22 protein-coding genes are annotated in these 16645 nt (G+C 63.0%); 12 read left to right on the forward strand and 10 right to left on the reverse strand.

Annotation, left to right across the window (positions count from 1 at the left end; translation table 11 throughout):
* Positions 1–24 precede the first annotated feature (24 nt).
* The 3 genes from HU772_RS11565 to HU772_RS11575 all read right to left on the reverse strand — a co-directional run bounded on the left by HU772_RS11565 (position 25) and on the right by HU772_RS11575 (position 2959).
* Positions 25–1008: a fimbrial protein gene (locus HU772_RS11565; RefSeq protein ID WP_186657815.1), complete on the reverse strand. Its 984-nt coding sequence runs from the start codon at positions 1006–1008 to the stop codon at positions 25–27.
* A gap of 402 nt (positions 1009–1410) precedes the next feature.
* Positions 1411–2076: an SOS response-associated peptidase gene (locus HU772_RS11570; protein WP_186657818.1), complete on the reverse strand. Its 666-nt coding sequence runs from the start codon at positions 2074–2076 to the stop codon at positions 1411–1413.
* 334 nt (positions 2077–2410) lie between these two features.
* Positions 2411–2959 (reverse strand): GNAT family N-acetyltransferase, encoded by a 549-nt coding sequence (locus tag HU772_RS11575; protein ID WP_186657821.1) that lies wholly within the window; start codon positions 2957–2959, stop codon positions 2411–2413.
* A gap of 75 nt (positions 2960–3034) precedes the next feature.
* Here HU772_RS11575 and HU772_RS11580 point away from each other — a divergent pair, with 75 nt between their 5' ends.
* Positions 3035–3217, forward strand: a complete 183-nt coding sequence (locus HU772_RS11580; protein ID WP_186657825.1) for a hypothetical protein — start codon at positions 3035–3037, stop codon at positions 3215–3217.
* Between the two features lie 334 nt (positions 3218–3551).
* Positions 3552–3881, forward strand: coding sequence for a hypothetical protein (locus tag HU772_RS11585; RefSeq protein WP_186658013.1), 330 nt, complete (start codon positions 3552–3554; stop codon positions 3879–3881).
* Between the two features lie 63 nt (positions 3882–3944).
* Here HU772_RS11585 and HU772_RS11590 read toward each other — a convergent pair whose 3' ends face one another.
* Entirely contained in the window at positions 3945–4667 is a 723-nt protein-coding gene (locus tag HU772_RS11590) for an META and DUF4377 domain-containing protein (RefSeq protein WP_225923133.1), read from the reverse strand.
* A 380-nt stretch (positions 4668–5047) separates the two neighbouring features.
* Here HU772_RS11590 and HU772_RS11595 point away from each other — a divergent pair, with 380 nt between their 5' ends.
* Positions 5048–5590 (forward strand): GNAT family N-acetyltransferase, encoded by a 543-nt coding sequence (locus tag HU772_RS11595; protein WP_186657831.1) that lies wholly within the window; start codon positions 5048–5050, stop codon positions 5588–5590.
* 1 nt (position 5591) lies between these two features.
* On the opposite strand, the gene HU772_RS11600 is transcribed toward HU772_RS11595, so the two are convergent.
* Positions 5592–5999, reverse strand: coding sequence for an acyl-CoA thioesterase (locus HU772_RS11600; protein WP_186657833.1), 408 nt, complete (start codon positions 5997–5999; stop codon positions 5592–5594).
* 173 nt (positions 6000–6172) lie between these two features.
* Between HU772_RS11600 and HU772_RS11605 the strand changes: the two genes are divergently transcribed.
* The 5 genes from HU772_RS11605 (at position 6173) to fos (ending at position 11047) form a co-directional block, all read left to right on the forward strand.
* A complete protein-coding gene (locus HU772_RS11605; protein WP_186657835.1) occupies positions 6173–6505 on the forward strand; it encodes a hypothetical protein in 333 nt (110 codons plus the stop codon).
* A gap of 95 nt (positions 6506–6600) precedes the next feature.
* Entirely contained in the window at positions 6601–7107 is a 507-nt protein-coding gene (locus HU772_RS11610) for a sigma-70 family RNA polymerase sigma factor (RefSeq protein ID WP_186657837.1), read from the forward strand.
* A complete protein-coding gene (locus HU772_RS11615) occupies positions 7104–8051 on the forward strand; it encodes a FecR domain-containing protein (RefSeq protein WP_186657839.1) in 948 nt (315 codons plus the stop codon). Before HU772_RS11610 ends, HU772_RS11615 begins: the two co-directional genes overlap by 4 nt.
* 111 nt (positions 8052–8162) lie before the next feature.
* On the forward strand, positions 8163–10565 hold the full coding sequence (locus HU772_RS11620) for a TonB-dependent siderophore receptor (RefSeq protein ID WP_186657841.1): 2403 nt from the start codon (positions 8163–8165) through the stop codon (positions 10563–10565).
* 71 nt (positions 10566–10636) lie between these two features.
* Entirely contained in the window at positions 10637–11047 is a 411-nt protein-coding gene (fos, locus tag HU772_RS11625; RefSeq protein WP_186657843.1) for a fosfomycin resistance glutathione transferase, read from the forward strand.
* On the opposite strand, the gene HU772_RS11630 is transcribed toward fos, so the two are convergent.
* The gene (locus HU772_RS11630) at positions 11020–11562 is read right to left on the reverse strand and encodes a GNAT family N-acetyltransferase (RefSeq protein WP_225923134.1); all 543 of its coding nucleotides are present in this window, start codon (positions 11560–11562) and stop codon (positions 11020–11022) included. The two genes, fos and HU772_RS11630, sit on opposite strands and share 28 nt — an antisense overlap.
* A 137-nt stretch (positions 11563–11699) precedes the next feature.
* On the opposite strand from HU772_RS11630, the gene HU772_RS11635 reads away from it, so the two are divergent.
* A complete protein-coding gene (locus HU772_RS11635) occupies positions 11700–12200 on the forward strand; it encodes a methylated-DNA--[protein]-cysteine S-methyltransferase (RefSeq protein WP_186657847.1) in 501 nt (166 codons plus the stop codon).
* 9 nt (positions 12201–12209) lie between these two features.
* Here HU772_RS11635 and HU772_RS11640 read toward each other — a convergent pair whose 3' ends face one another.
* Entirely contained in the window at positions 12210–12452 is a 243-nt protein-coding gene (locus tag HU772_RS11640) for a hypothetical protein (protein ID WP_186657850.1), read from the reverse strand.
* A gap of 96 nt (positions 12453–12548) precedes the next feature.
* On the opposite strand from HU772_RS11640, the gene HU772_RS11645 reads away from it, so the two are divergent.
* On the forward strand, positions 12549–13058 hold the full coding sequence (locus HU772_RS11645) for a DUF2867 domain-containing protein (RefSeq protein ID WP_186657853.1): 510 nt from the start codon (positions 12549–12551) through the stop codon (positions 13056–13058).
* 3 nt (positions 13059–13061) lie between these two features.
* On the opposite strand, the gene HU772_RS11650 is transcribed toward HU772_RS11645, so the two are convergent.
* Positions 13062–13571, reverse strand: coding sequence for a DUF3016 domain-containing protein (locus HU772_RS11650; protein ID WP_186657856.1), 510 nt, complete (start codon positions 13569–13571; stop codon positions 13062–13064).
* Between the two features lie 75 nt (positions 13572–13646).
* On the opposite strand from HU772_RS11650, the gene HU772_RS11655 reads away from it, so the two are divergent.
* Positions 13647–14333: a metallophosphoesterase gene (locus tag HU772_RS11655; RefSeq protein WP_186657858.1), complete on the forward strand. Its 687-nt coding sequence runs from the start codon at positions 13647–13649 to the stop codon at positions 14331–14333.
* On the opposite strand, the gene HU772_RS11660 is transcribed toward HU772_RS11655, so the two are convergent.
* Entirely contained in the window at positions 14311–14931 is a 621-nt protein-coding gene (locus tag HU772_RS11660) for a LysE family translocator (RefSeq protein WP_186657861.1), read from the reverse strand. The genes HU772_RS11655 and HU772_RS11660 overlap by 23 nt on opposite strands.
* A 369-nt stretch (positions 14932–15300) precedes the next feature.
* On the opposite strand from HU772_RS11660, the gene HU772_RS11665 reads away from it, so the two are divergent.
* Positions 15301–15720, forward strand: a complete 420-nt coding sequence (locus HU772_RS11665; protein ID WP_186657873.1) for an RDD family protein — start codon at positions 15301–15303, stop codon at positions 15718–15720.
* 27 nt (positions 15721–15747) lie between these two features.
* On the opposite strand, the gene HU772_RS11670 is transcribed toward HU772_RS11665, so the two are convergent.
* On the reverse strand, positions 15748–16578 hold the full coding sequence (locus tag HU772_RS11670; protein WP_186657887.1) for an AraC family transcriptional regulator: 831 nt from the start codon (positions 16576–16578) through the stop codon (positions 15748–15750).
* Positions 16579–16645: the final 67 nt, after the last annotated feature.

The raw sequence follows: 16645 nt of genomic DNA on the forward strand, positions 1-16645 counted from the left end.
GCTGTGCGCGCCATCCCAGGGCCATCACAGATAGCTCATGACAAAGGCGACCTCGGAGTTCGCCGTGCCTGCTGTCACTGGGCTTGAGCCTCCGTTAGGCAGTGTGCGTATGTAGCGGGCATTCATGGGGATGGAGAAGCTGCCACCGGTATTTGTCGGGGGCGTGAATGTATATTCCTTGTTGAGTTGGATGGGCTGTAGATTGTTGTCTAGAACTTGCAGTGAAATACCTTGTGCCGTTGAGTTTTTATTCAGGCTGACGATGCCCTGTGTGGCGTTCACGGCGGGGGCTGTCGGGTTGGCAGACAAAGAGTATTTAACCGTTGATAGGCCGTTGGAGCACTTGTTCATCTTGATGCTGAATGCTTTGGGGAGGGAAGTGTCACCGTAGTTGGCAAAGTCCCGGGTAAAATGCTCTCCCATTTCGACCTGCACATCCGGCGTTTCGCATGATAGTTCTGGAAGCTGCAGGGATGCCAGGCGTAAGCATGGAGGGTTGGGGTAGGGGAACGGTTGAACGACACCGCCTGAACTTGGCCCGATAGTGTAATAGGCAAGCCCGGCACAGGCTTGGCTGACATCGACAGAGGCAGGAATGAGTATAGAAGTCCTGTAGGGCACGTAGAAACCGGCTCTCTGAAGATCTTCCAGCATGTTTCCGTACGTCGGGTTGTCTCGGGTTCGTATTTTCCATTCGATCGTGCCTGAACTGGGATAGGCGCCGGTGCCACCAAACGGATACTTCCAGGTGGCCGTTTGTATGCCACAAATTGTTTTTCTTCCTGATTCGCTGCTACACGGGCCCACGGTCCCGTCAGTGGTCGACCAATTGCTGATGATGAAGCTGTACCTGATCATATTCCCTTCTCGAGTGGCGCCTGCTCCGAGCACTGTAAATGCCAGTGCAGGCGTTGTCAGGCTGACGAGAAGGGCGAGTACAATAGCGGTCAAATTGATTGAAGTTTTCGCATATTGCAATTGGCTAGGAAATGACGCAAAAGTAATCATGGTTTGGTTGCACCCTCGACAAATGACCAGTCAAACTCAGGGTGCTCTGGTTTTAGTGTGTTGTAGGCTTTGTTTAAGTTGTCGGATTCCAAATCAAGAATGGACGGTTGATGTACGTCTGAAGAAAAACTCTTACATGCAGAAATGAAGATAAATATACTTGCTAATAATGCTGCAAGGATTATAATGATTGCCTGATTGCCTGATTGCCTGATTGCCTGATTGCCTGATTGCCTGATTGCCTGATTGCCTGATTGCCTGATTGCCTGATTGCCTGATTGCCTGATTGCCTGATTGCCTGTCGCATGTTCAATGTCCAGTGAGTGAATATTAGAAATTACATTGACACTGACGGCATGATCAATAAGACGATTCTTAAACTCGCTAATTATCTATGATTCATCACTGCTCCGGTGCGATCAGCATCGGTCCTTGATGACGCACGTTGCCTACGGCAGTCCCTACCCGGTACCACTCGAAAGCCTCGGCAGGTTCGCCCAGGTTCAGCAGCATTTGTTCGGCGTGCTCGCTGGGCATCTGCGCAGTGATCCATTCGATTGCCAGCGCTGCGGGCAGCACGACGGGGCGGCGGTCATGCACGTCGATCAGGCCGCCCTGGGCATCGGCGGTGATGATCACGAACCCATCGTGTTCGTTGCCGGCGAGCTGGCCGATACTGGCGCAAAACGCAGGGCATCCATCCTTGCGTCGAATGTAGTAGGGCTGCTTTTTCGGCCGGCCTTCGTCCACCCATTCATACCAGCCATCCACTGGCGTGATTGCACGGTGCGGCCAGATCGCGCGGAAAAATGCGCCATGGGCGACCTGCTCCAGGCGAGCGTTGATCGGCGTCGCACCGGCTTTTGCCCAGTGCGGTTTCCACCCCCACTTCACCCAGTCTGCGCGCGGCCCTGCGTCATCTGCCCAAAGCACCGCCACAGGCGTCGTTGGCGCAACGTTGTAGTGATCGAGTGGCTGATCACCGACATTGTTCCGCCAGGCCTCGGGCATGCTCAGGGTGGCCACGAAATCGTGGATGCCGCGGTACTGGCTCAATCGCCCGCACATACGCTGCCCTCCGCCAAACCACGCTGTAAGGATAGGCCAGGCCTGCCGGGCAGGTGCTATGCTGCGCCGCCGACCAAACAAGGAGCGTGCGTGGTGATGGGTCAAAAATTGGAAAAGATTCGTGCGTGGTGCACACCGCGCAGGTGTTTCTGGACAGGCATAGGCCTGTTCGCGGTAACCATTTTGGTCCCGGCTGTCAGCCCGGGCACGACTGTCAGTTGGCTGATAGGGCCAGCAGGCGTGCTTTTCGCTACTGGCTTCATGCCCGCATCGAGCAGAAAGCAATAAGGTAGCGGCCCTGGATATGAGCGTGTCGCTTCAATATCCGGCGCAGTCAGTTGCAGGGCGGCAATGGCCCTGCTTCAGTCAGATTCTTTCCGAATAGTTGGTTGGCGTGCGTTTCCTGTTGGAATGTATACGTCTGTGCCCCCAGTGCCTCGTAGCCTTGGCTCAAGTAAAAGTCCAGCGCCCGTTGGTTCTCGGCCCAGACTGTGGCCCACAGTCGAGTGGCGCCATTTCGGGCTGCGTGTTGTTCGGCTGCTTCGAGTAAGCGCTTGCCGATGCCCAGCCCCGTGAATCGAGCTTGCAGGTAAAGGCGCTGAAGTTCGGCCGCATGCGCCTGAGGCACTCGCTCATGGGGGCGATTCATGGCGACTTGGGCAAAGCCGACCAAGTGGTGGTCAATCTGCGCGACGATAATGAAGGTGCCAGGCTTTTCGATAAGCTTCGACAGGCTAGCCACTGAGAATACGTCCAGCGCTTGCTGGGCGATCGCGTCGCGCATGCCTTGCGTGGCATAGGTCTCGAGAAATACTTGCAGGCCAAGTGCTGCAAGGCAGAGGGCATCTTGGGGCAAGGCTTTGCGCAGCGTAAGAGGTTGCATCAATGGCTTCCTGGCCAGCGCCGGGGGACAGTTGCACGTGGTTAAATCGGAGTTTGGCAAAGGAGGATAGATAAGGTGAAGGATACTCGTAAACCGTTTGGATATGCCGCAGTGGCGCTGATCCCCACCGGCATCGGGTTCATCGCCAGTGGTGTGCTGACCGACCAGCCTGCGTTCATTTACAGTGGTTTGGGCCTGGCAGTACCCGGGGCGGTATTGGCAGCGGCGCACTTCTGGACGGTACGTCGACGCACTTGAGTGCGGGGGAAAGGAGCGTTTCCAGTCTTATCGCCGAAAAAAAGCAGCCGCCTTGCGAAGGGGGGGGGCGTAAGGCGGCCGTAAGCGCGTTTTGCAGTTGGGCACATCATCATGTGCGGGATTGAAGATAGTGAATATTTAGATAGTTGGCTAGCTATCCTTTGGTCTAACCTTCAGCTCGCTGATGGACTGTGCGTGTTCGCCGCAGTTGTTCGGGGGCAATCGCGTCCATTTCGAGCACCGCGCACGCGTCAGATTACTGCTCTACTTTCGTTGATTAGTCCGTCGCTACGGCAGTTGGTAGAATCAATCAGCTTAAGTGGATCAATTGCAAATGACTATTATTCGTACGCTTTCTTGCTTGCTGGTGCTGGCCGCGCTGGCGGGCTGCGCAACGCCCGGCGAACCTACCGGTAGCAAGCTCATCAGCAAGACACCCGAGGACTACGCGGCCTGCGTGCTACCGAAATGGCAGGCGCTGGCACCGCTGACGACGCAAAAATCGATTTCCAATGGCTATCGGATCACCGCGCCCAGCGCTGTGGCCTCGGATGAGGTGCTGGAGGTCGTCAAATACCGCGACGGCAGTCGCGCGACGTTCTACAAGGGCAGCTTCCTGTCATCCGACAACCTGCGGCAGGCCGCCAGGGCGTGCCTGGATTGATGCGAAGTACATTGTGAGCATCGCCGGGAGGGCAGGCCACACAAGGTGGCCTACCTGGGGGCATCAGTGCTTGGCCGAGGTGTCCTGCTCGACCACCATGTCCAGCACATAGACCTGCGACGGGGCGTCAGCCGGCGGGTTCTTCCAGGCGTACTGCTTCACCCGCAGCACGGTGCGCACACCTTCACGGTGCTCGAAGCCCTCGATGGACTGGTACAGCGGGTGCCAGGCATCCTGGGTCGGCAGTTGCAGGCCGGCGTCGTCATAACGGCGCTCGCGCACTTGCAGGCACTGGTAGTTGGGGATCAGCGGGTGGCTGCACTTGACGGTCTTGGCCGCGACTTCCAGGAACTTGGTCTCGCCCTTGCTGCCATAGCGGGTCTCGGGGGTCGCTTCGCCCTGGAACTTGAGCACCGCGCCATTCTGGGTGGTCAGTTGCAGCATCGGTTCATGGGTTTCGCCGCTGATAACGGTACGCAGCTCGCCTTTGAGCAGTTGGCCGACCTGGGCGTCCAGGTCCATCAGGCTTTTGTCGCAGGCCATCAGGGTCGAGGCCAGCGACTGCACTTGCAGCACGCCATCTTTATAGCTGTAGCCGCCGAACTGGCCGTTGCAGCCGCCGCTGATATTCAGCTGGCGCTCGCCAAAGGTCAGGCGCAGCTTGCCGTCGAGCCCTTTGGCCATGGCCGCGATCGGTTTACCCGCGGCATCGGTGGCCGACACCAGGTTCCAGTAGTACGCCGGGAGAGCTGGCTGGGTGGCGGCAGTCGAGGTGACGGCAGGCATGGAAGGCGCTCCTTCGTGGGAGGTGGAAGCCGGGGTGCAGGCCTGGAGGAGGGCGGCGCCGATGGCAACGAGGAGGAGATTCTGTTTCATGATTCGCTCTTTCAGCCTTGAAAAATTGAGGGCGGCTTGCGTTGCAGGCTGCAAGCACGCGCCGGTACGCCAGGTATCGAGGTCGTGACCGATGGCAATGGGACAGTATTCACTTCATTCGGTTTCCTGATCCTGTCGCTGGGGGTGTTGCCAAATGTTGCGTAATGGCGCTGATGGAGACTGGACTATAGCCCCATGCATGACCGAAGCTTGCGCCGCGGTTCAAGCGCCGGGGCCAAAATAGCCATCTCATCCGGCGCGGCCTGACGGCAGAAGGTTCACATCGACTCATGCATATCGACACCCCGCGTCTTCGACTTCGCCCCTGGACCGACCAGGATATTGCGGCCTTCGCCGCGATCAATGCCGATGCTGAAGTGCGCCGCTATTACTACCCGGCCATCCTGACGCCGGCGCAGACCAAGGCAATAATCGAAGATTGCCAACGCCACCTGCGGACCCATGGCTTCGGTTTCGTCGCTGTCGAGCGCCAGGCAGATGGCGCGTTGGTGGGCGGGCTGGGGCTGTCGCGCACGGAGGATGAAATCCCCGGTGGGCCGCATGTCGAGATCGGCTGGATCTTTGGGCGCCCGTACTGGCGCCAGGGCTATGCGTTCGAGGCGGCGAGCGCCTGCTTGGCGCATGCCTGGCAGCATCTTGGACTGGAGCAGGTCATTGGCTACACCTCCTCCATCAATACGCCTTCGCGGGCGTTGATGGCCAAGTTGGGCATGCGCTCGGACCCGACGGAAGACTTCCCTGACATGAGCGTGCCTGAAGGCAACCCACTGCGGCCGCACACGCTTTATCGTATCGACAGGCCGACGCGCTGATTCAGCTCGCAAGCACGGCCCGTAATGGCGCGGGTATCGCGACCACGGTTTTGGTCCGTGGGCAGACGCACACCTGGGTGAGACGCGCGGTGAATGCCAGCACGTCGGTTGGCAGGCGGCCCTCGACCGCGAAGGTGAAGGCGTGCTCGCCAACCTCCGCAACGCTGACTTTCAGCCTGAGGACGTCGTCCCAACTGACTGGGTGCAGGAACTCCAGGACCAGCGCCCTGGCCGGAGGCAGGATGTCGTGCGCCATCAGCGCGCGCAGGCCCGGGCCCTCAAGCCAGACACCCAACGCCTCGTGCACGGCCTCCAGGGCGAAATAGGAAAACCTGGGCGTATACACGATCCCCGCGGGGTCGCAATCACCGAACAGGATGGTCCTGTCGATGAACACTGGTTTGGGCATCGTTCATTCCCTTGCTGTTCAGGTCAAAGCCGCCGACTTTAGAAAAGTCGGTGGCAAAGTGTAAAGCGCGTTGGCGCAGGACAGGGTTGTCCGCTGGCGGGCGTTGTCGGTAAAGTCGCTGCGCCGCGCCAGCAGCGTTGTTGGCCGCCGCCAATCACCCAGGGATATCGTTGATGGCTCATTCGGATCACCTCGCCGCCTATGTCGGCGCCATTCTCGGCGCCGCCTCCACGCCTAGCGCGCATGTCCTGCGTTCGACTCGGGAGTCCTGGCAGGAACAGGATTTCACCGTGACCGCCGAAGAAACCACCTACAGCTTCGACGACGGTACGATCATCAAGTGCCTGGCGGAGCAGGACAGCGCCCCCAGCGATGCGCTCTGCGCGGAGTGCTGGATCAGCTATGAAGTGCTGGCCCAGCCTCGCGACAGGACGATCAGCCCAGGCCGTATCAGTTTCACCAATGCCTGCCGGCAAGCCCACTGGCTGCGCTACTTCAGCGCCTGAGCGAGCAGCCACGAGTCGCCACGTCGCGCATTGCGGAACCGTTCGCACAGTCGATAAGATGCGATAGGTTCTCATCTTTCACCCAGGTCCCTGCCGTGCCCGCATCCGACACCCAGCCACTGGCCTTCTTCTTCAGCGACCATCACCGCTGGCTGTTGCAGCACGTTCAGCGACAATTGCGTAACCGCTCGGATGCCGAGGACACGGCCGCCGAGACGTTTTGCCAGGTGCTTGCCGCCCAGGTCGATGTGGCGACGATCGAGCAGCCGCGGGCCTACCTCTCGACCATCGCCAAACGCCTGATTTTCGATCGTCATCGCCGGCGTCGGCTGGAGCAGGCTTACCTGGAGCGCCTGATGCTGCTGCCCGAGGCGCTGGCCCCGTCGCCGGAGCAAACCCATCTGCTGCTCGAAGCCCTGCATGCCATCGACCAGAGCCTGTCCGGTTTACCCGTGGTGGTGAAGAAGGCCTTCCTGATGAGCCAGCTCGATGGCCTGACCTATGCGGACATTGGCCGTCGCCTGGCGGTGTCCGAGCGTACCGTGGCCCGTTACATGACCCAGGCGTTGCGCCAGTGCTACCTGAGCATGGCGCCAACATGAGTGGGCGATCGCTGACGCCAGCCGCCGAGCAGGCGATCGCCTGGATGGTGCGCCTGCGTTCCGGACGCGACGATGCTCGCCAGCAGGTGCTGTTTCAACAGTGGCTGGCGCAGGACCCCGCCAATGCCCAAGCCTGGGAGCAACTGCAGCAGGGCCTCGGTGGGCATTACGAGGTGTTGCGCCGCGCGCCGGCCACGTTGCGTGATGCGCTGTTGCAACCTGAGCTCGGCCGTCGCGAGCTGTTGCGCGGGCTGGTCGGGGTCGGCGTATTTGGCGGCGGGTTGTGGTTGGCCGGGCGCAGTGAGGGCGGGCGGGCGATGCTGGCCGATATGCGTACCGGCACGGCCGAGCGGCGGCGCTTGCAGCTCGGCGATGGCAGCGAGCTGATCCTCAATGCCGGCAGTGCGGCTGACTTTGCCATGGGCGACGGTCGCCGCCTGCTGCGCCTGTATAGCGGCGCCGTGGTGGTCCAGGTGGCGGCCGATCGGGCGCGGCCCTTCATCGTGCGCAGCGCGCAGGGCGAAGTCCAGGCCTTGGGCACGCGGTTTCTGGTCGAGCAACTGGCGCACAGTACCCGGGTGGTGGTGCTGGAGCATGCGGTGCGGGCCTCGTTGCCCGATGGCGCGTCGCTGGATGTCCAGCAGGGCCAGGCCGTGTGCATGCACGAGACGCGCATCGAACCGCTGGGCGCGGGCCAGACCTACCGCAGCGACTGGATCGATGGGCGCCTCAGTGTGCTGGACGAGCCCCTGGATGCGGTAATCCAAGCCTTGCGCCCTTACCGCAGCGGCTTTATTCGGGTCAGCCCGGACGTACGCCAGCTGCGGGTCCAGGGGGTCTTCCCATTGGATGACAGCGAACGCACGCTCATGGCACTGGCGCAAACGCTGCCTATTCGTGTCGAGCACTACGGCCCCTGGCTGACCTTGATCGAAGCCCGCTGACATACGCACGATGCCATCCTTGCGAAAAAGAATTTTTCTCATTCGTGTCTGGTTTTTCGTGTTCGTTGCACCTCTCTCCTGACACCGCCCAACACACTCAGGAGATTCCACGTGCTAAAACCCTGGCCACTTGCCGTTGCCATCACCCTGGCCATCGCGCCCACGGCCTGCATCCGGGCAGAAGACGCCACCCAGCAGCAACAGCAATACTTTGACCTGCCGCCCGCCAGCCTTGCGCTCACCCTCAATGCCATCGCCCGGCAGAGCGGCCTGGTGATGTCCCTTGATCCGGCGTTGGCCGCCGGCAAGCAGGCACCGGCGATCCGCGGGCAGATGAGCGGCATGCAGGCGCTGCAACAGGCCGTGGTGGGCAGTGGCCTGCAAGTGATCGTCACCGGCAACCAGACCTTCAGCGTGGCGCCAGCGGTCGATGCCCAGGGCGCGCTCGAGCTGGGCGCCACCAGCGTCAACAGCACCGGCCTGGGCGAGACCACCGAGGGCAGCGGTTCCTACACCACCGGCACCGTGACCATCGGCAAGACCCCGCAATCGCTGCGCCGTACGCCGCAGTCGGTGACCGTGGTCACGCGCAAGCTGATGGACGACAAGAACCTGGTGTCCCTGGACCAGGTGATGGCCCAGACCCCCGGCATCACCCGCGCCAACCGTGGCTATGGCAATAACCACTTCAGCTCCCGTGGTTTCGATATCACCGATGACAGCTACATGGTCGATGGCGTTGCCGGGCAGGCCTATGCCTATACCGGCTGGATGATCCCGGACATGGCGGTGTTCGACCGGGTCGAAGTGCTGCGAGGTGCTTCGGGGCTGCTGGTGGGGGCGGGTAACCCAGGCGGCGCGGTCAACCTGGTACGCAAGCGACCGACCGCCGAGCCGCGGTTGTCGATCACCACCCGGGCCGGTTCCTGGGACAACTATCGCCTCGAGCTGGATGCCAGCGGCAAGCTCAACCCTGAAGGCACCTTGCGCGGACGCGTGGTCACCGCCTACGAGGACCGGGGCTACTTCATCGACGCCACTAGCTCCAAGCGACCCTTGCTGTATGGGATCGTCGAGGCGGACCTGGGCAGCGCCACCACTGTTGCCCTGGGCGTGCGCCGCCAGACTTCGCGGGTCGATGGCTACAGCATCCTGGGCCTGCCTCTGAACCCCGATGGCAGCAACCCGCACCTCAAGCGCTCGACCTTCCTCGGCCAGGATTGGGGGCGCCTGCAGACCCGCACCGACGAAGTGTTCGCCGACCTCAGCCAGCAGTTCAACGACAACTGGCGTGGCAAGCTGGCGATATCCCATTCCGAAAGCCGCTACAACCGCACCGCCATCGAATGGGACGCCGATGACTCCCTTGACTACGCAAGTCCCGGTGGCCCGGTGATCAAGGGCACCAGTTTCCACAAGTTCGATGTCACCGCCAACGCGGTGGATGGTCACCTGGACGGCGACTTCGAGGCCTTCGGCCTGAGCCACCAGGTGTCACTGGGGGCCAACTGGTCGCGGCGCAAGATGAACGACAAGGACTTCTCCGTCGGGCTGGACCCGCGCATCCCGCTGAATGTGTTCGACCCCGACCGGCATGTATTGCCACGCCCCGAGCGCACCGGCTGGGACTACCGCGACGACACCCTGGACACCCGCTACGGCACTTATCTCAACGCCCGCCTGCACATGACCGAGGACCTGAGCCTGGTCCTCGGTGGGCGCCTGAGCTGGTACAAGACCGAGGCCTGGGATGCGGGCCGGGTCGCCACCAACGAGCAGAAGCACGAGTTCACTCCCTTCGTCGGCGCGCTCTATGACCTCGATGAACAATGGACGCTGTATGCCAGCTACGCCGACATCTTCATGCCCCAGGCCAACCTGCGCAATGCCGGTGGCGGCATGCTCGACCCCGCGGTCGGCTCGAACTACGAGACCGGGATCAAGGGCGAGCTGCTGGACAAGCGCCTGAACGTGTCGCTTGCGCTGTTCTACATCGAGCAGGAGGACGTCGCGGTGCGTGACACCGCCAATGACGGGGAATGCAGCCAGGACCTCAACGGCCGGTGCTATGTCAATGGCGACGGTATCAGCCGCAGCAAAGGCTTCGAGGCCGAAGCCAGCGGCGAGCTGTTCCCGGGCATGCAGGTGGCGGCCGGCTACACCTACAACACCACCCATTCGGCGGCCGGTGGACCGATTTCGGCGCAGACGCCCAAGCACTTGCTACGGGTCAACACGCTGTACACCTTGCCGGGCGAGTGGAGCCGCGTCAGCCTTGGCGGCGGCGTGTCGGCGCAGACGGCCTACGATGATCCCGAGAATGGCGTGAGCAACAGCGGGCGAGCGATCTTCGACGCGCGCGCCGCCTACAAGCTCGACTCGCACTGGACCGTGGCCGTGGACGTGGAAAACCTGCTGGATCGCAAGTACTTCGACACCATGGGCTACTGGACGCGGGGCACGACCTACGGCATGCCGCGTAGCTACATGTTTACACTGCGCGGCGATTTCTGAGGCCGTCGGCCCTGGGGGCAAGGTTTGCTAGCATGGGCCGGCGCCGCCCATCAGCCCCCAGGAGCAATGCCATGTTGACAGGATTCAACCACCTCACCCTCGCGGTCAGCCAGTTGCCGCGCAGCGTCGAGTTCTATCACCAAGTGCTGGGCTTCAAGCGCGAGGCCCGTTGGGCCCGTGGCGCCTACCTGAGCCTGGGGGAGCTGTGGTTGTGCCTGTCCGTCGACCAGGTCCGGCCCGAGGACCTGCGGCGCAACTACACCCACTATGCGTTTTCCATCGGGCAGGCGGATTTTGCCGCGTTCGCCAGGCGCTTGCGCGAACGCCAGGTTCCCCTGTGGAAGCAGGACAAGAGCGAAGGCCAGTCGCTGTATTTCCTCGACCCCGACGGCCACCCGCTCGAAGCGCATGTCGGCGACCTGCGCTCGCGGCTGGCGGCCTGCCGGGCCAGCCCCTACGAGGGGATGGAGTTTTTCGACTGAGGTACCGCCGAGCGGCGCAAGCGCGCCATGTACAGGGTATCGACCAGCGTGCCGTCGCGCACCGCGTAGTCACGCAGGCGGCCTTCGATTTCGAAGCCGAACTTGCGGTACAGCGCCTGGGCCGCTTCGTTGTCGGCGTAGACGGTCAACTCGACACGGCCCAGGTTCATCCAGTTGTCAGCGATGTCCAGCGCGGCAGCCATCAAGCGTGAGCCGATGCCCTGGTTCTGCCAGGCCGAGGCGACCCCCATGCCCAGCACTCCGGCGTGCGCTCGCCGGACCCGGGTCAACTGCTCGAGGCCGATATTGCCGATGACCTGGCCCTGGTGCAGCGCCACCAGTTGCAGATGGCGCTCACTGTCCGTGGTCAGGCGCTTGCGCCAGGCATCGGCCGACTGATACGGCATCTGCAGCACCTGGCGGCACACCGCCGGGTCGTTGTACAGCGCGGTGACACCGGGCACATGGTTTTCGGCGAAGCGTTCGAGGGTGATCTCGTGGCTGGGCGTGGGCACTGTATTCATCCTTGCAAAGACAAGTGGCAGGCCAGTGTAAGGCGTGGCATCAGCGTGGCACCAGCGCAAGAAACCGAGTGCACAGCCGCGCCGGCCTGGGTACAGTGCGCCGATCGTCCTCTCGCCTGGAGCCTGTCATGTCCTGTGCCTTCACTCTGATGCAATCGCCGGTCGGCACCCTTACCCTGGTCGCGCGCGGCGACTGCCTGGCGGCCGTGCTGTGGGAGCAGGAGCGGGAGAACCGGGTACGCCTGGGCGATTTGCATCGCGATGACCAGCATCCGACGTTGCGGGAAACGGCGCGGCAATTGGGCGAGTATTTTGCCGGGCAACGTCGAGGCTTTGACCTGGCGCTGGATTTTGCCGGCACCGAGTTCCAGCGCCAGGTGTGGGCGGCGCTGCTGAGCATTCCTTTTGGCGAGACCCGCAGCTACCGCGATATCGCTCGGCAGATCGGCAACCCCGACGCGGTGCGGGCGGTGGGCGCGGCCAATGGGCGCAATCCGATTTCGATCATCGCCCCGTGCCATCGGGTGATCGGTAGCTCCGGCAGCCTTACCGGATTTGCCGGCGGCCTGCCGGCCAAGCAATACCTGCTGGCGCTCGAAGGGCGGCAAAGCCTGGCATTGGCGTTTTGAGACGCAGGGTCAGCCGAGCCAGGCCGCCAACGCGACCAGCAACAGGGTCAGCAGGGTGCCAATGAACAGGCTGTAATGGCGATGAGCTCGTCGGGCATGGGCCTCGACCTCGCGCAGGTACTGCCCGGGCGGTGGCGCATCGGGGCGGTGGCGCAGGCCTTCGGCCATGTCGGCCAGGCGACCGCGGATCAGCAGGCCCACCAGGTAATAGCTGCTGGCGTAGCTGGCCAGGGTCAACAACAGGTATTTCATGCCGCCGGTTCCTTGGCATGGAGACAAGTGCCGAGGATACTATCGGGCCCGTCGCCTTCACCAGCCGCAAGGCGCCGATTTCATGGAAGAACGCCGATGACCCACGCCGCCACGATTCCCCTTGACTCACTGATCGCGCCGCACGCGGCCCGGGCCGGGTTTCGCCATTGCCGCGCGATCACCCTGAGCGATGCCAGGCAGCCGGCCATGGCGTTGTTCCTGCGCCTGATGGCCGGGATGCCGGGCTGGATCGATGACATGATGGTGCTGCGCAACCGCCTGGTCGGGCTGTTGGGCCTCAAGGATCTTGGGCGCCTGACCGCCATCGACCCCGCCCGGGCGCCGGCCAGCTACCAGCCTGGCGAGCGGGTCGGGATCTTCACCTTGCTGGCCAATCACCCGGACGAGGTACTGCTGGCTGACTGCGACCGCCATCTGGACGTGCATATCGCCCTGTTGCGCCGCTCGCTCGCCGATGGCCGCTGCGAAGTGCTGGTCAGTACCGTGGTGCATACCCACAACGCGCTGGGGCGGCTGTACATGCTGCCGGTGGCGCCGTTCCATCGCTTGATCGCGCCGCTCGCCCTGCGCCGCTTGCGCGACTGACCGTCACGACGCAGGCGGGGCGAAGCGCTGGCGAAACCAGTCGCCGAGCATGGCTTTCTCGGCGTACAGCCGGTCGCTGCTGCCCAGGCGCCCCGGGCGGCTGAGGTACATCTTGTCGCTCAGATGTTCTTCGGCCTTGACGGGGGGCTGGCCGGGTTGCTCGAGGGTGTAGCTCAACTCGATACTTGGCCAGGTGATGTCGCGCATGAAGCGCACATCGTAGGCCTGGCTGTGCCAGGGCTCGAAACGCCCGGCCAGGTCGATGTCGCGGATGTCGATGAGCAGATGCTGGCCGGGTCGCAGGTAGCGCTGGCCAAGGGTGTGCAGGTGCTCGGTTAGGCTCTTCATGACTTGCGGGTCGGCGCCGTGCGCATAGCCGCGGTTATCCAGGCTGGCATCACGAAAGGTTTCCGGGTGGTCGAAACGCACCTCGACCTGCGCGGTCGGGGTGCCCTGTGCCATGCTGTCGAATGCCAGTACCATCAGCAGGCTACAGGTCAGGGCGGTTCGCATGATGCACCTCCGGGCGCGGACGGTTTGCCCGCCTATTTTACGCCTGTGCCGCGGTTGTCGCAGAGGAAGGATGCAATGGACGCTTTTCGGCGGCTAGCCGCCAATACCCGTGGGCGTGACCTGGCCGTGGGGGATATCCACGGGCATTTTGCGCGTTTGCAGGCTTGCCTGGACGCGGTGGGGTTCGATCCTGCGGTCGATCGCCTGTTCAGCGTGGGCGACCTGGTCGACCGTGGGCCGCAGAGCCCGCAGGTACTGCAATGGCTAGCCAAGCCCTGGTTCCATGCGGTGCAGGGCAACCATGAAACGCTGGCGATCAATCACCTGCACGGTGGTCGCGTTGACCTGGACACGTACCGTGCCGCCGGTGGTGGCTGGTTTCTCGACCTGCCTGCCGAGGCGCAGGCACCCTTTGTCGAGGCCTTCGTGAAGCTGCCTGTCGCGCTGCAGGTCGAGACCGCTGAAGGGCCGATCGGCCTGCTGCATGCCGACAGCCCGTTCAGTGACTGGGCGCGTATCACAAAGGCGCTGGACGATCCGGCAGTGCGTGAAGTGTGCCAGTGGTCGCGACGGCGCTTGAAGGAGGGCGACACGACCGCCGTGCGTGGCCTGCGCGCCTTGCTGGTTGGCCATACGCCGGTGCTGGCGGTCAAGGTGCTGGGCAATGTCTGGCACCTGGACACGGGAGGCTGGAGCAATGGCTGTTTCAGTTTGCTGGACCTCGCCAGCTTGACGGTGATCAGCCCCAGGCCAGGTGCATGAGCACGCCAATGGCCAGCAGGATCAACGTCGCCCCCGATGCCCGCTCCAGCCAGGGCAGGGCCAGGCCGAAGCGGCGCAGCACCCGGCGGTTGCCGATGGCCAGCGCCACCAGCAGGTCCCACAGCAGCACGACAGCGAACATCCAGCTGCCGTAGGCCAGCTTCGCCAGCGCGGTGCTGCCGGTGACCATGCTGGCCAGGCTGGCATAGAACAGGGCGTTCTTGGGGTTGAGGATGCCTGAAGCGAGGCCCATGCCCAGGCTGCCCAACCACCCTTTGGCAGATGTTCGCCCGACGGCATCGTCAGGCGCCAGCTGACTGCGCCCAGCCTGGCGCAGGAACACCTGCCCGATGTACAGCAGGTAGGCGCAGCCGGCCAATTGCAGGGTGATGAACAGGGCGCTGCCGTTGCGCAGCAGCGACACCCCGGCAAAGGCCACGACGATGAACACGCCATTGGCCAGGGCCACGCCCAGGCAGGCTCCACTGGCCGTGCGCCAACCGGCGCTGGCCGAGGTCCGGGCGATCAGGAAGAAGTCCGGGCCGGGGGAGAGCAGGGCGAGGAAATGGGCGGCGGCGATGATCAGGAAGGTTTGCATCAGGCGGTTTTCCTCGCAGGTAAAACCGCAGTCTGGGGGCGGCCGCGGGCGAGGTATTGAAGATTATTGCAGGCGGGCTAAACCCCAGCCCTTTCAAGGTGTTGAGAATTTGCGTCCGACTTAGACTTGCCGGGGTCGCTTTGCGACCCTTTCCGACCGGTCCGACGCCTCGGCAAGGCCGCTCCTACAGGTGACCGTGCCGTCCTGTAGGAGCGGCCTTGTGTCGCGAAAGGGCTGCAACGCAGCCCCGGCAATCTTGAATTGAAGCGGCCACATCCGAAAAAACGCAAAGACCTTGAAAGGGCTGGGGCTAAACCCAGGTCATCGCTGGCCGATACAGGAGCTCACCTCTATGCATGGAATGGATTCATGAGTACTTCCGATACCCCGTCCACTTACCAGAAACCCAAGAACCTCGCCGGCCTGGGCCGTCGCTGGGGCGGGCAGATGATCGATGTGCTGGTGACCTATGCGATCTTCTTCGTGAGCTTCAGGGTCGTCGAGTTCCTGCAGCTTTCCGAACAGGTGGCCGCTGTGATCTCGCTGGGCGCGCCATTGGCCTACTACCTGTTCTCCGATGCCATGCCCAATGGCCAGAGCGTGGGCAAGAAGCTGCTGGGCATCTGCGTGGTGGACGAGCGCAGCTACCTGAACTGCAGCCTCGGCCAGTCGTTCGTGCGCAACATCACCACGCCGTTCCTGAGCATCCTCGACTGGATCTTCATCTTCTTCGGTTCGCGCAAGCGCCTGGGCGACATGCTGGCCAACACCATCGTCATCAAGGCCTGAGGCGGCCGCTACGGTGTCGCCTTGTGCCTACAGCGCATGCGCAGTGGTTGCGCGGGCGCGATACAGCCCAGGCGTCACCCCGGCATGGGCCTTGAACACCCGCTGGAAATGCGCCTGGTCGGCAAACCCCAACCGATAGGCGACCTGCGCCAGGGCTTGCCCTTGGCGCAACAGCTGGCGCGCCTGGTTCACCCGGGCATTGAGCAGATAGGCATGGGGCGTCAGCCCGGTGGCGGCGCTGAACGCGCGAATCAGCTGGTAGCGGCCCATGCCGGCCTGGCAAGCCAGTTGCGCCAGGTTCAGTTCGGCCAGGTCCTGAGCCTCGATCCGCGACAACAGTTCTGTGAGCAGCGAAGGACGCAAGGCGGGTGCCGGCGGCAAGGCCGGGTGTGCGGCGAAATCCTGTTCAGCGATAAAGGCCACCAGCGCGGCCTCTTTCTCAATGATCGGCGCCGCCGAAAACAGCAGAGTGTTGAGCGCACAGAACTGCCGGTAGATGGCTGGCGAACGTATGATCCGCGCGGCGGCCCCGGGTTCACTGGCAGCCGTGCCCGACTCCAGGCGCAACATGCGCAGCCACTCGGCATCCAGGTGCAGCATCTGGTAGCTCCAGGCTTGCCCCGGCTCGGGGTTGCAGGCGTGCACCCGCTCGGCAGGGACCAGCACCAGGGTGCCAGGTGTCAGGCGTACTGCGCCGTCGCCCGCTCCCGTGAACTGGCTGGTGCCGGCGTCCACCGCGCCGATGGAAAAGCTCGGGTGGCTGTGGGCCCGGTAACAGGCGCGGCTATGGCAGGCGCGGCGGCTTTCGACGTAGGGCAATGCCGGGTCATGCCAGATTTCACTACAGGGGCGGGACATGGCAGGCAGCCTGGACGCGGACGAAGTGGGCAGTCTACCCGCTGGTCACTGTGCCGGTCATTCACGC

The sequence above is a fragment of the Pseudomonas xantholysinigenes genome (assembly GCF_014268885.2).
Lineage (GTDB): Bacteria > Pseudomonadota > Gammaproteobacteria > Pseudomonadales > Pseudomonadaceae > Aquipseudomonas > Aquipseudomonas xantholysinigenes.